General features: G+C 40.9%; 15 protein-coding genes. 4 read left to right on the forward strand and 11 right to left on the reverse strand.

Annotated features, from left to right (window positions below; genetic code table 11):
- The 4 genes from WSC_RS0113135 to WSC_RS0113150 are packed head-to-tail and all read left to right on the forward strand — an operon-like array spanning window position 1 to window position 3,471.
- Window positions 1–405: a DarG family dialkylresorcinol biosynthesis protein gene (locus WSC_RS0113135; protein ID WP_016956397.1), complete on the forward strand. Its 405-nt coding sequence runs from the start codon at window positions 1–3 to the stop codon at window positions 403–405.
- Complete coding sequence (gene darH, locus WSC_RS0113140; RefSeq protein WP_016956398.1) at window positions 402–1,415, forward strand: BtrH-related acyltransferase DarH; 1,014 nt, start codon at window positions 402–404, stop codon at window positions 1,413–1,415. Before WSC_RS0113135 ends, darH begins: the two co-directional genes overlap by 4 nt.
- 9 nt (window positions 1,416–1,424) lie before the next feature.
- Window positions 1,425–2,033: an outer membrane protein assembly factor BamE domain-containing protein gene (locus WSC_RS0113145; RefSeq protein WP_016956399.1), complete on the forward strand. Its 609-nt coding sequence runs from the start codon at window positions 1,425–1,427 to the stop codon at window positions 2,031–2,033.
- 58 nt (window positions 2,034–2,091) lie between these two features.
- Entirely contained in the window at window positions 2,092–3,471 is a 1,380-nt protein-coding gene (locus WSC_RS0113150; RefSeq protein ID WP_016956400.1) for an alpha/beta fold hydrolase, read from the forward strand.
- Between the two features lie 8 nt (window positions 3,472–3,479).
- On the opposite strand, the gene WSC_RS0113155 is transcribed toward WSC_RS0113150, so the two are convergent.
- The 11 genes from WSC_RS0113155 to WSC_RS25305 all read right to left on the reverse strand — a co-directional run.
- Complete coding sequence (locus WSC_RS0113155) at window positions 3,480–4,280, reverse strand: MipA/OmpV family protein (RefSeq protein ID WP_016956401.1); 801 nt, start codon at window positions 4,278–4,280, stop codon at window positions 3,480–3,482.
- Window positions 4,280–5,509, reverse strand: coding sequence for a beta-ketoacyl-ACP synthase (locus WSC_RS0113160; protein WP_016956402.1), 1,230 nt, complete (start codon window positions 5,507–5,509; stop codon window positions 4,280–4,282). The genes WSC_RS0113155 and WSC_RS0113160 overlap by 1 nt, the downstream gene beginning before the upstream one ends.
- Window positions 5,509–6,237 (reverse strand): 3-oxoacyl-ACP reductase FabG, encoded by a 729-nt coding sequence (gene fabG / locus WSC_RS0113165; RefSeq protein WP_016956403.1) that lies wholly within the window; start codon window positions 6,235–6,237, stop codon window positions 5,509–5,511. The genes WSC_RS0113160 and fabG overlap by 1 nt, the downstream gene beginning before the upstream one ends.
- The gene (locus tag WSC_RS0113170) at window positions 6,234–6,692 is read right to left on the reverse strand and encodes a hotdog family protein (protein WP_016956404.1); all 459 of its coding nucleotides are present in this window, start codon (window positions 6,690–6,692) and stop codon (window positions 6,234–6,236) included. Before WSC_RS0113170 ends, fabG begins: the two co-directional genes overlap by 4 nt.
- Window positions 6,685–7,860 (reverse strand): beta-ketoacyl-[acyl-carrier-protein] synthase family protein, encoded by a 1,176-nt coding sequence (locus WSC_RS0113175; RefSeq protein WP_016956405.1) that lies wholly within the window; start codon window positions 7,858–7,860, stop codon window positions 6,685–6,687. The genes WSC_RS0113170 and WSC_RS0113175 overlap by 8 nt, the downstream gene beginning before the upstream one ends.
- A gap of 7 nt (window positions 7,861–7,867) precedes the next feature.
- Window positions 7,868–8,413 (reverse strand): DUF3261 domain-containing protein, encoded by a 546-nt coding sequence (locus WSC_RS0113180; protein ID WP_016956406.1) that lies wholly within the window; start codon window positions 8,411–8,413, stop codon window positions 7,868–7,870.
- Window positions 8,398–9,642 (reverse strand): NAD(P)/FAD-dependent oxidoreductase, encoded by a 1,245-nt coding sequence (locus WSC_RS0113185; protein ID WP_016956407.1) that lies wholly within the window; start codon window positions 9,640–9,642, stop codon window positions 8,398–8,400. Before WSC_RS0113185 ends, WSC_RS0113180 begins: the two co-directional genes overlap by 16 nt.
- The gene (locus WSC_RS0113190) at window positions 9,632–11,953 is read right to left on the reverse strand and encodes an MMPL family transporter (protein ID WP_016956408.1); all 2,322 of its coding nucleotides are present in this window, start codon (window positions 11,951–11,953) and stop codon (window positions 9,632–9,634) included. The genes WSC_RS0113185 and WSC_RS0113190 overlap by 11 nt, the downstream gene beginning before the upstream one ends.
- 2 nt (window positions 11,954–11,955) lie before the next feature.
- Window positions 11,956–12,531 carry a LolA-like protein gene (locus WSC_RS0113195; RefSeq protein WP_016956409.1) on the reverse strand — a complete coding sequence of 192 codons (576 nt, stop codon included), beginning with the start codon at window positions 12,529–12,531 and terminating at the stop codon, window positions 11,956–11,958.
- Between the two features lie 10 nt (window positions 12,532–12,541).
- Complete coding sequence (locus WSC_RS0113200; protein WP_016956410.1) at window positions 12,542–12,964, reverse strand: acyl-CoA thioesterase; 423 nt, start codon at window positions 12,962–12,964, stop codon at window positions 12,542–12,544.
- Window positions 12,954–13,494 (reverse strand): aromatic amino acid lyase (locus WSC_RS25305; RefSeq protein WP_040394488.1); only part of this gene is annotated, 541 nt, incomplete at its 5' end. The genes WSC_RS25305 and WSC_RS0113200, both read right to left, overlap by 11 nt.

Raw genomic sequence — 13,494 nt, forward strand, 5'->3', positions numbered from 1 at the left:
ATGAAACTCGACGAAGTCCCTCAAGACAATAGTCCAACCTACAGTGGCCATAAAAAACTTGTGTATGCTGTAGACGAGCAAGGTCATTACCACAAAGTAAAATCAAGTGGTTGGGACATCGAGAGTTTTGCCACACAACTTGCAGTGGAAGATCTCAATCAACAAACTCTAGACGCATATGCAGACGCTAAAGCTGGACGAGTATCACCACTGGCTTACCATATGTATAAAGCTAGACTGGATGTTACCTCACTCGCTCAAGCTACAGGCAAATTTGAATGGCAAATTAAGCGTCACCTCAAACCCAAAGTATTTGCCAAATTAAGCGAACAAAAACTGCAAACTTACGCTGAGATAATAGACATCTCAATTGATACATTAAAAACCTTACCAAGCCAACCATGAGCCAAATAAACAACTCGTTTAACCACAAACAATCATCCCACTGCGAAAGTGGTGTCGTTTCTAATATGTTGTCGAACGCTGGCTTCAACTTATCCGAGCCCATGGCATTTGGTTTGGCTTCAGCACTCACATTTGCATATTTACCTTTTGTTAAAGTGGGCGGCATGCCATTAATCGCTTACCGAATGCCACCTAAAACCATAATCAAAACAGTTGCAAAAAAGCTTGGTATCAAATTAATCAGCCAAAAATTTTCTTCAGCCAGCGCAGGTATGCAAGCGCTTGATGATGCATTAGCTCAAGGTAAGTTAGTTGGTCTACAAACTTCGGTTTATTATTTGCCATACTTCCCTGAAGATATGCGCTTTCACTTTAACGCACACAATTTATTGGTTTATGGGAAAAATGACCAAGGCGACTATCTAATTAGTGATCCAGTTTTTGAGGATGTTGTCACCTGCTCAGCCGCTGATTTGCAAAAAGCGCGTTTTGCTAAAGGTGCATTAGCCCCCAAAGGCACTATGTACTACTTAGACAAGCAACCGCACGTCGTTGACTTAAAACCAGCTATTTATCAAAGCCTGAAAAAAACGGGCAAAATGATGAATGGTATTCCTATCCCGGGCATACCATTTTTTGGTGCTAAAGGTATTGATTATTTAGCTAAACAAATCGCAAATTTAGAGCAAAAATCAAACAAATACGCGAGACTTTATTTAGCGCATATTGTTAGAATGCAAGAAGAGATTGGCACAGGTGGCGCAGGGTTCAGATTTATGTTTGCCAGCTACTTAGATGAAGCAGCAAGTTTAACTCAAGATCCTCAGTTGGACGACGCAGCCAAGCTCGCAACTGAAGTTGGTGATTTATGGCGTCAATTTGCAATGCAAGCAGTACTTTTTTGCAAAAACAGACAATCGATTTCTTTTGCCGATATCAGCGACTCACTCAGGCAGTGTGCAACAGCAGAAAGAGCACTGCAACAAAAGTTACTAGCTATAACCCCTTAGGAGATGGATATGAAAAACGTATTGAAACTTGGCTTAACGGCATTAGTACTGAGTTCAAGTGCTTGGTTGGCCGGCTGTGCTTCAGATGGCTCATCTGAGAGTGCATCTATCGTGACTAACGCAGGACCAGGCGGTTTTTATGAAGGCGCAACTATGGTTGCCAAAGTAAACTTACACCCTGATACCAGCCGTGGGAAATTGTATTCGCTTAACTATCAGCAACCTGGGTTAATTCCTATGTGTGCTGAAGTTGTCATTAAAGATATCGACGAAAAAGCCATTGAGTTTACCTACTTCGGCCAAACTTACACCTACTTGTGGGAAAAACATACACGTAAAGCAGGTGAGTCATTAGCAGAAAACTTCAACGAGTTTTTTGGTGAAAGTTGCGACCAAGCTGCAGTAGCAAAATTAAGCAAAATTGACCAAGACGGAATTAAATCTGGTATTCCAAAAGTAGGCATGAGCAAACAAGGTATTTTATTTGCTATGGGTCGCCCGCCTATACATGCAAACCCGAACCTAGATTCAAATACTTGGATGTACTGGTTAAACAAATTCAAACGCCAAGCGATTGAGTTTAACGACCAAGGTATAGTTACCGAAGTTCGCCTTTAATCCTCTGCTCCCTTCGATTTTTAAGAGCTAACGTTAGTGTTAGCTCTTGGTCTTTATTATGTTTAACAAGTTATTTTTATTAATATTTGTGCTTGTCGTTAGTTTGCCTCTATCTGCGCAAGAAACGACTGTCGACCCTCATTGGTATAAAAACTATCAACTAAAGTCTCATAGTGTACACGCGTCTATTTTTGATGGACAAATGCGCTATTACACTTTAAACGACCATCTCATTGATAGGCCATCTATTGTGATGGTACACGGAGTAGGTGGCTCTTCTGCTGACTTTGAACCACTCGTACCACTCTTAGGTAAATATTACAGGTTAATCATTATCGACTTACCTGGATATGGTTTGTCTGAACACGCTAAGTCTGATTATGCACCTTCTAACTATGCAGCGAGTTTAACGCCGATTATCCGCTCAATCCGCAATCAACGTAATATCATTATTGGTCATTCAATGGGTGGCAACATTACAATTCAGATGATGGCGAATTCACCTGATTTAGCAGAAAAAATGATTTTAATTGACGCTGCGGGCATGCTGCATAAATACGCTTATAGCAAATATGTCGCGATTGATAAAATTGACGACATTAAATATATCAGCCAAAAGAACCAGAATATTTTTGCTGGTATTATCGATAAAATAAACCAGTCGTTACCCGATTTTACTGACATTATCCTATCGAGAAAATCACGCGAACACCTACTCAAAAACAACACTACTTATATAAGTGCTATCTCAGTAATGCATGAAGATTTGACCGATATTTTGCGTCAACTCAACACCCCTGCTTTAGTAGTCTGGGGTAAAGAAGACGCCGTCATGCCCTACCAAACTTCGTATATGCTTAAACACTTTATCAATGATAATCAATTAGTTGTATTAGATGGTGCGGGGCACTCACCACAAAAAGATCAACCACAAGCTGTATATCAAGCGATTGTAAATTATTTAAATCTAGCCTCCACTCCAACTAATCGAACCAAGAGAGTGTCAGCAAATACTGTGACTGGCAGTGACAACACCCTAGTCGACTGTGACAAAAAAAATACTCGGTTAGATTTACCTAAAAAACACTTTAAACAATTGAGAATTATTGACTGCCCCGGTGTTGAAGTTCATGACGTAGTGACAGAGACTTTAGTGGTCGAAAACTCTACCGTAGATTTTTTTAATTTAACCGTCGCTAGCACCAAAACTGCATTGGTTTTAAATCGCTCTCGAGTAGTAGTGTGGGGGGGAACTGTGGCGGGTGAAACTGCGTTTAATTTAACTAAAGCAAAGTTAGATTTAAACGGGGTCGACTTACATGTAAAAGATCTTGCTGGTACAGCTGATAAAAAAAGCCAAGTATTGGCTTCGGTTAGCCGCCTGAATAAACAAGATGGCCAAGAGAACTGGCATGGATTTGTCAAAAAGGCCGATTAGTTTCGGCCTTAGAATACCTTGAATATTCGAGTTATCGCCATACCAAGCATCCAATCACGCTTTTTTGCGACTAAGGGGCTGTCTTTTACGCTAGAAGCGGTTAAGTCGTTGTAGCGTAAAAACGCCCCGTACCACCAATCACCTTGACTGGCCGTTAAACCTAAACTCAATCTCTGACTGTTTAAGCCTGAATCTGCTTGATAAAAACTTCGGTTCTCTGTTACTTGATCTGCGCCAACTGAATAATAATAACTATTGTAGTTTTGGTCGGCATATACGAGCTGCCACGACGCGGTTAATTTGAGTTGCCAATTTGATAGCTGATAGTGCGCTTGGTAGCGCAAGCCTGGTTCAAGCAAAAAACCGACATGCTCTAAATCTAATTTATCAAAACCAATGCCATGACGAATCGCTAATATTGCACTGAAACTATTGTCTGATTCATTATCGCCCAGCCAAAAGTAGCGCAGCGCAGGGCCAAACTCTAATACCCAAGCAAGATCATCCATGCCTTTGCGCAACTGATTATCATCACTATCTAAAGCTAGATTGCCCGATGCACTCCAATCTACTAACCAATTTTCATGCTGCCATAAAGATGCATTTAACGCGTTGCGGTTAAATTCAATTTTATCGCTTTTGTAATAAACATAAGGGTAAGGAATAAGATATTGGTGCTTTTGCGCTGCACCAATATAATGAGGAATTTGCGTATAACCTAAACCAACGCCAATATCTAACCGACCTTTAGCTTGGCTAATGCCTGAGACTAACGCCAATACAATGCATCCCAGCAATTTTGTTTTCACTAGTTTTCCCAGCGTTTAAAAATAAGTGAGGTATTAATACCACCAAAAGCGAAGTTATTCGACATCACATAGTTTGTGTTCAGCTCTAAACCTTCACCAACAATATAATTTAAGTCGCCGCAGCGCTCATCTACTTCAGTTAAATTCGTTGTAGGTGCAAACCAGTTGCCATTCATCATTTCTATGCTGGCCCAAGCTTCTATTGCACCACAAGCGCCTAAGGTATGGCCTAAATAACTTTTTAATGAACTGATGGCTTTGCCTTTACCTAATACGCGCTCAGTTGCAGTGGTTTCTGCTACGTCACCTTTATCTGTCGCCGTACCATGCGCACAAACATAACCTATCTGTTCAGCGGATAAATTTGCATCATCTAAAGCCAATTGCATTGCAATTGCCATAGTGTCATCTTCTGGTTGAGTAACATGCACACCATCAGTGTTTGAACCAAAACCAACCAGCTCAGCTAAAATAGTTGCGCCTCTGGCAACAGCATGTTCATATTCTTCTAATATCAAGGTGCACGCACCTTCACCAATGACTAAACCATCACGATTTTTATCAAAAGGTCTTGGGGTTAATTCTGGGGTATCGTTTTTAGAAGAAGTCGCAAACAAAGTATCAAATACCGCAACTTCAGATAAACATAACTCTTCAGCACCACCGGCAACCATGACTTTCTGCCGGCCAAACTTAATCGCTTCATAAGCGTAGCCAATGGCTTGTGAACCTGAGGTACAAGCAGAACTCGTAGGATATAAACGGCCTTTTAAACCAAAATACACACCAACATTAACTGCTGTTGTATGGTTCATCATTTGAATATAGCTAGTGGCAGTAATACCCGACATATCGTGATTTTTTAATAAATCACCGAAACCAACAATAGGAGGTGTTGAACCAATAGATGAACCATAAGCTATACCCACTTGCCCTTGTTTGATGTATTCATCGCCCAGCAATTTGGCTTGCTCTAACGCAAGCTCAGTGGTGCGGGTAGACATCAATGAAACACGCCCCATTGAGCGAGTTTCTTTACGGCTATAATGTTTCGGCTTTTTAAAGTGTGTTATAGGTGCAGCCAAAGCAGTATGTAAACCCTTAATGTCTTGCCAATCGTCCATACGCACAACGGCATTTTTACCTGATTTTAAATTTGCTTGGAATGTTTGCCAGTCATCACCAAGAGCAGTAATGGCTGACATACCTGTAACAACAACACGTTTCATTAAGCTATACCACCGTTTACTGAAATTACTTGGCGAGTGACGTAAGCAGCAATATCAGACATTAAATAAGAGACAGCGCCGGCAACTTCTTCAGCTTGGCCCATACGACGCAGTGGGATCATTTTGGTCATTTCATCGACAGGCAAGTCATCTGTCATGCCAGTATCAATTAAGCCAGGTGCAACACAATTAACGGTAATTTTTCGTTTAGCTAGCTCGAGTGACAGTGCTTTGGTTGCACCAATAATACCGGCTTTTGATGCACTATAATTCACTTGACCACGGTTACCAATCACACCTGATACCGAAGCAATTGTCACTATGCGTCCACCTTTGCGTTTAGACACCATAGGCATAACCAATGGCTGTAACACGTTATAAAAACCATCTAGGTTAGTGTGCACAACACTGTCCCATTGTTCACCTGTCATAGCCGGGAAAGCTGTGTCATGGGTTAAACCCGCATTACAAACAACCCCATAAAAAGCGCCATTTGTTTCAACATCTTGTTCTAATACTTCGCGTGTCGTTCGTCTGTCGGCTACATCAAATTGCAATATATAACTTTGCTGGCCTAATTCATTTATCTCTGCACAAGTATGCTCTGCACTGGCGCGATCACCTCGGCAATGCACAACTATATCAAAACCGTCTTTTGCCAATTGCAAAGCAATCGCTTTACCTATGCCTTTACTTGAACCTGTGACTAAAACTCTTCTGTTACTCATTTTGTTTGTTCCTTAATAAAAGCTTCTGGCTCATCTGGTTGAAATACGTTGATAGTTGCATCGACACGAACTTGTTCACCGACCAAAATCTGACAATCAAATACACTTAGCCCATTGTCTTCTTTGTACAAGCGTTCAACATTCACCGTTAGTTCTTCACCCAATTTAAACACTGGCTCGCTAGCTTTGTATTTGCGACTGCTGACTAAAAAACCCAACGCGACTTCTTTACCTTGATCACGCTCGTTGGCATTAGCAAACGCAGCAATCGACTGCGCCATATATTCAACGCCCACATATGCTGGCACGCCGTTTAACTGTTTGTCGTAAAAATTCACACTCTCAGTTATCTTAACTTGGCATACCGCAGTTGTTTCTGCATAGCTTTGTATACTATCAATTAAGATCATTGGATGATCGTGTGGAACAACGTCTTCAATTGCATACTTAGCCATTGTGCTTCCCTATAATTAAGCTGACATTATTGCCGCCAAACGCAAAAGAGTTTGATAAACAGTAATCTATTTTTTGAGTAAAATTAGCTAAATTCACCCAGTTTAGTTGCGGTAGTTCGCCATCGATTTGGCCATCCCACACATGAATCGGTAATTTGTTTTGCGACAAAGCTATACAACAAAATATTGCTTCAAGCGCACCTGCAGCACCTAAACAATGGCCTGTTAAACTTTTAGTTGAACTGGCGTAAATATCTGTGCCAAAAACGTCTGCAACGGCACCCGCTTCCATCTGATCGTTTTTAATGGTTGCCGTACCATGTAAATTAACATAAGCAATTTGTTGTTTGTTTAAGTTGGCTAAGCTAAGTGCTTTATTGATTGAGCGCACCGCACCTTGACCCGTTGGATCTGGCGCTGACATGTGGTGAGCGTCACTCGATTCGCCACCCCATACCTTGAATAAACCGGCTTCGCGACTGACAATTGCTAAAGCGGCAGCTTCACCAATATTGATGCCATCTCGACTTGCACTAAAAGGCTGACATAAATCTGCTGAGGTAGACTCCAACGCACTAAACCCGTTGATGGTCATTTTGCATAATGAGTCAACACCACCAACTATTACCGCATCAACTATGCCGGCAGTAATCCATTCATTAGCAGTAACAAAAGATTTTGCGCTCGAAGAACATGCGGTTGATATGGTTAAATACGGCCCTTTAACTTGAGTGACTTGTGCAATAAATTCAGCCAAGTTCGACATTTCTTGTTGTTTATAATCGTAGTTGTCAGGAAAGGTAGCAGCTGCTTTTTGTTGTTGCATGGCCACTTCACCTTCAGCTATACCTGAGGTACTGGTGCCAACCACTATGCCAATTCGCTCGGGGGAATATAAGGTGCTTAACTTAGCGACTTCAGCTAATATTTGCTGCAGCGCTGCCAAAGCCAATTGATTGTTTCTAGTTTGAAAATGTTTGGCAAAACCATCCACAGCAGGCAAATCTGCTTGCACTTCGCCAACATAGACATCACCATCAACCAATAAATCGTCGCGTTTGACTAGGCCTGTTCGCTGGCCTGAAAACAAGTTTTCTGCAACTTGCTCTTTACTCGCACCTATGGGGCAAACTACGCCAAAATCATTTATAAATAGTGTGTTATTCATTATGTGGTTAATTTAAACGCTGCACCTTAACTTGATACTCGTCAAGGTGGTGAATCAATAAAATAGCGTCGAGATAGTCTGTGACGGTAACAATATCCCGGCCATTTTGGCTAAAAATGCGCTGCATATTACCATTTTGTTGCAATTTATTCTGCATTTTTATTGTCGAATTTAGTCCTTGGCGTACGCTTTGTTCTGGCCAATGCATCCACTGAATATCTTGCAATATACGCTGCATATCAATTGGCACTGGCACTGATTTATCAACTATCAATTGTCCGGTATTTAACCATCGTCCCTGCGCTAGCAAAACACCAGATAAATCCATCAGCGCAAAATTAAATGCATTGGCATTGAATTCCAATGCCAACAACATTTGCGTTTGTTGATTAAATTGAAATTGATTTAACCAAGACTGACCAACCCACTCGCTGGGCACAGGTTGCAATTGGTAAAAGGCTTGAGCGCTAGCTTGTTTATCATTGATTAAGCTACAGCTGCTTAACCAGCTGCAAGCCACCATCAACAAAACAAGGGTTAATCGGTTTCGCATAATTGGGTCAGAATGTGTAAACCCCGATTTGTATCCGCTACAAATGGGTTGTTAGTATCCCATGCGTAACCGGCCAAAATAGAAGAGATCATAGGTTTGATATCTGACCCGTCCGATTGGAAAAAGATAATGTTTTGCAAACTTGTGTCGTACCAAGACATAACAAAATGTTTAAACACCTCAATGCCTTTTTTCAGCGCAGCTTGATAGTCTTGCGACCAATCTACCGCCTCGCCTGCAAGTTGTTTATCTACCAATTCAGCAGCTAATGCCGCTGAGCGCATGGCTATGGTAACACCAGAGGAAAATACAGGGTCTAAAAATTCGCCTGCATTGCCCAACAAAGCAAACTTATCGCCATACATTTGTTTAACATTAGAGGAGTAACCACCAATTTTGCGCGCAGGTTGAATAATTTCGGCATTGGCTAACAAGCTAGCTAAATTGTCATCTTGTTTAATAAAGTCGTATAACTGCTGCTCAAGCTCAGCTTCGGCAAAACATTCAGGACGTGCAACCACTCCGAAACTGGCTGTGCCGTCCGAAAATGGAATCAACCAATACCACAAGTCTTCAATTTCAGGATGAACTGTAACTAAAATTTTATTGCGGTCAAAATTGGCATCTGCTGGGATATTATCTTTAGTGTGAGTAAATACTGCTTGGCGAGGGAATAATTCACTCGGTAGTTCTAAATCAAGCAATTTAGGCAAAACACGGCCAAAACCACTGGCGTCTAAAATAAATTTCGCGTTAATTTGTGATGTTTGGCCAGCTTCATCAAGCACAGTAAGTCTAGCCAGCTCATCGGTTATCTCAACTTGCTCTACTTGCACACCATAATGAATTGGTACGCCTTTTTTTGCGGTTTCATCAGCTAATAATTTATCAAAATCTGCGCGTTTAACTTGAAAGGTTGTGCCAGGGCCTGGCGAAAACTTATCTTCAAAATCAAATGATGAGCGCTCGCCATTGCGGTAAAAAGCCGCACCATTTTTAAATTGAAAACCCATGTCTGCCGCATTGTTTAGCAAAGCCTCTAACAAACCAGCTTGCTCAATAAATTGCATCGCATGGGGCAATAAACTTTCACCAATGGAAAAGCGTGGAAAATGCTGCTTTTCAACTACAACAACATCACGTCCTTGCTGTTTCAGAATGCTCGCAGCTATCGCGCCTGACGGACCCGCACCAATGACAGCTACATCGTAAATTTTATTATCTTGCATGAACATCCCTCTGCTTAGTTAATGCTGCTAGCGGTGCTACAACATAAGAAGACAAAATACCAACAAATACAGTTAAACCAAAACTAGCGATAGCCGGAGTAGAACTTAAACCTAAAATGGCAAACACAAAAATAGAGCTTAATGCTGATATTAATGTGGTAAAACTCACTTTGGCAACAACCCCTTTGCTTAGGTAAAACATCGCATAATCAAAACTTAACGCGAGTACCAATACGATAGCCAAAACATTAAAAATAGTTAATTCATTTTGCACTAACTGACTGACAGACATTGATATTACCGAAGAAATTACCGGGATTAAAGTCACCAGCGTTGCTTGTTTCATATTAAAACTAAAAACTAACAACAGCCAAGCTACCGCAACAGCTAGCAGCAAAATATTTATCAGGTAACCACGAAATTGTGTCAGTTGTTGGGAAATTTTTGCTGCGCGGTCAATAAATAACACTTGATTCGATTCATCCGCCAAACTCTCTAGCTCTGCTAATTGATTAATCCCATATAACTTAACCACTGCATAATATTTCCCATCAAGCTGTTGGTATTGATTGCGAAAACTCATAGCAAAACTTTGATTTAACCAAGTTTCAATATCAAGCCATTGCGGTGCCTGAGCCAGTGGCTGATAAGATAGTCCAAGTTGCTGTAGATAACTTTGATATAGCTCAGTTTGTTGGTAAGTATTTAATAAATGCCAGTTTCGCTTTTGAGCGTTTGCTGAAATAATCCAATCAGACATGGCGGCGTAACCAGCCAAGTGATTCTGCTCAACCAGCTTGTGCAACTTGTTGGTTAGGTCGCGCTCTTTATCTAGTAATAACTGTGGATTGTCCGCTGTAATTAAATAAAACTGGAAATCAGCCAGCTGATTTTTTGAGTCTTGCTGAAAGTATTGCGCCACTTTATCTTGCTGTTCAGCCAGCTCGGGGGAAACTTGATAAAAACGGCGCACGTCGTCAGAATAATCAGCACGCATGGCTAGATTAACTAAACACAAAACAATCACTGTCAGTAATATCAATAGAGCCTTGGCACTAGCAACCTTGTTTTGCCCAAACAAAATAACTTGTAACCAAGTTTTCCCCTGCCAGCTGACTTGACCGACAAACCAACTGCGATAAGGAAAGATAACAATAACGGTTAAATAAGCAGCCAATAACCCCGCTAGGGTAAACAAGCCCACTTGCTGAAAAATAACAAATGGCGAAAAGCATAAAATAATGTAACCAATCACACTGGTTAAAAAACCAAAAAACAAAGGTTTATGAATGCCTTTGATATTCGCTTGGCCTTGCTGTTTCGACTCAGCCAATTCGCTCATGGCATGAAAAGCATAATCGGCGGAAATACCAATTAAAGTACAACCAAATACTAAAGTTAGAATATGTACTTCGGCAAAAAATATCACCAGTGCCAACAAACCAAATATGATACTGACACTAATAACCAACAAAGTTGCTAAGTATGCGCGTACCGTTTTGTATGCAAAACAAATTAGTAAGGTGATTGCCAGCATAGACGCCAGCGAAAACGCCATCATCTCAAACTGAGCCGATTGACTGGCATAGTCGGCGTGAAAGAGTTGCCCGACCTTCAAACACTTTGCCGACAGCGCTTGGCAGGCTAAATCTATTTGCTCTGCAACAGCCGCTATCTGCTGAATATTCATAGCCGACATATCAGGTTTGAAATAAAGCAGTACAGCTTGGCTGTCATTCAAACTTAAATATAAATGCCCTTGGGTGGTTTGCTGCACTGCACTACTGACATTTTGCTCGGTTAAAAAGTCAGCGAGCGCTAAGCTTGGGTCATGGCTGAAGGTGCTGCCAACCAAAGGGTTAACCATTTGCGTGAGTGCGGTAAATTGCTGGTCAACAATGGCTTGATAATTTTGCTGCGCTAACCAGTTTTGATAGCGTTCGCTTAAAAAAGCACCTGGGTATTGTGCATAAAATTGGGCTATCTCTTCGATCTTGGGTGCTGGCTCAAAGGTAATTTTAACCTCTCGAATTGACTCAGTTTTTTGCAGTCGGTCTGCCAACTGCTCAGCTTGCTTAACTGCCACATCAAGCTTTGCAGCTTCTAACAAAATTAAATGAGCAGACTCATTATTCTGCCGTATTTGCTCTATGACTTTTTCAGTTTGCTGATCTACCGATTGCTGAGAAAAGATTTGGCTAAAATCAGCGTTAATTTTTGGTGGGGATTGGATAAATAAACCGACCAATAAACAAGTTGCAATGATAAAGGTAAACAACCAAAGCTTTTGCAACCCGTTAGCGCCTGTCATTATTATTCCTTGTATTCGGTAAGCTCTATTAGCGTTTCTACTTGTTTCTCACTAAGAGCAATTTGTGTTAAATCCTGCTGTTGGCATAACTTAATTGATTGGACAAACTGCGACAACTCAGCCAACAAAATGTCACTTTTAATACAATGCGCTTGTGCTGGATTATGTTGCCATAAAAACCAATCTTGCTCAGCAATATCACCAGTAAATACCGCCAATAAAAGCTGGCTGACAACAGTGTCATCCACAACCTTAACAAAATCACTTTGTCCTGGATTTTGCTGATAAATACCCGCTGGTGTTATTTTAGTTTGTTGCTGCACAGGTTTATGTTGTTGCCACAAGAGCTCAGCTTGTTGCTTGTCTATCGAGAATTCACCTGAAGAACGAATCGGTACAGTTAAAAACTGCAATTTTTTGCTTTGGGAAAATGTCCCTTTCACTGGCAAGTTTTGGTAAGGCGCTAGGTATTGCTTTAGCTGCTGTTTGGCTATTGGCTGCCAACTATTATTAGCCAACACACCAATAGCGTATAAACAACTGAATAAAACAACTAAAACTTGGCTACAGTGTTTCATACAACTCCTGTTAAATATAAGCGGCTAGCTTATCAAGCAATACTTGAGGGCTTTGATATTGCATTTCCTCAGTTTGTATATCAACCGCTACTTGCACTGTATAGGCTTTAGTTAAAACTTTGTTGGTTTCAACATCGCGTATCTCATATTCAATTTTTAGCCGATTTTCGTATTCAACTAAACTCGCTGTTACTTCAATTGTTTTGGCCAGTTTTGCTGATTGCACATATTTAATTCGCATATCAACAACCGGCCAAATATAACCAGATGCTTCCATGTCTAAGTAGTTATAATCAAACTTTTTTAGCAGTTCACATCTGGCGTCTTCTAAGTATTTCACATAATTTCCATGCCAAACCACTCGCATTGCGTCAACGTCATAAAACTGAACTTCGATTTGTGTTTTGGCTTGGAGTATGGATTTACTTTTCATATAGATTCCATCTTTGTTGCTGGATATAACCAATTGTTTCGCGTAACAAAGTATCTGTAGGTCTATCTTCGTCTAATAGTTCAAAGAAGCTAGACACATCTTCAACCATAGCGGCAACATCTGGATTTAATGTATCCATAGACAATTCGTTTTGCATAACCCGCAAACGAATACCTTGAACTGTAGCTAACAAAGTTGCGGCAACCACTTGCTCCGTTAACTGTAATACACGTAAACAGTCACGAGCAGCTATTGTACCCATGCTGACCTTGTCTTGGTTGTGACATTCAGTTGAACGTGAGAAAACACTCGCAGGCATAGTTAGTTTAAGCGCTTCCGCAGTCCACGCAGAACAACCAATTTGAATTGCTTTAAAACCATGGTTGATGTATTTACGATCTTCACTAGCTGCCGACAAATTAGACGGTAAACCATGGTTCATTTTTACATCAACCATAGTCGCCATTTGACGATCCGCTAAATCTGCAATATTAGCTACACAGTTTTTCATTGAGTCCATTGCCATTGCA

Source organism: Catenovulum agarivorans YM01, from assembly GCF_000281085.1.
GTDB lineage: Bacteria > Pseudomonadota > Gammaproteobacteria > Enterobacterales > Alteromonadaceae > Catenovulum > Catenovulum agarivorans.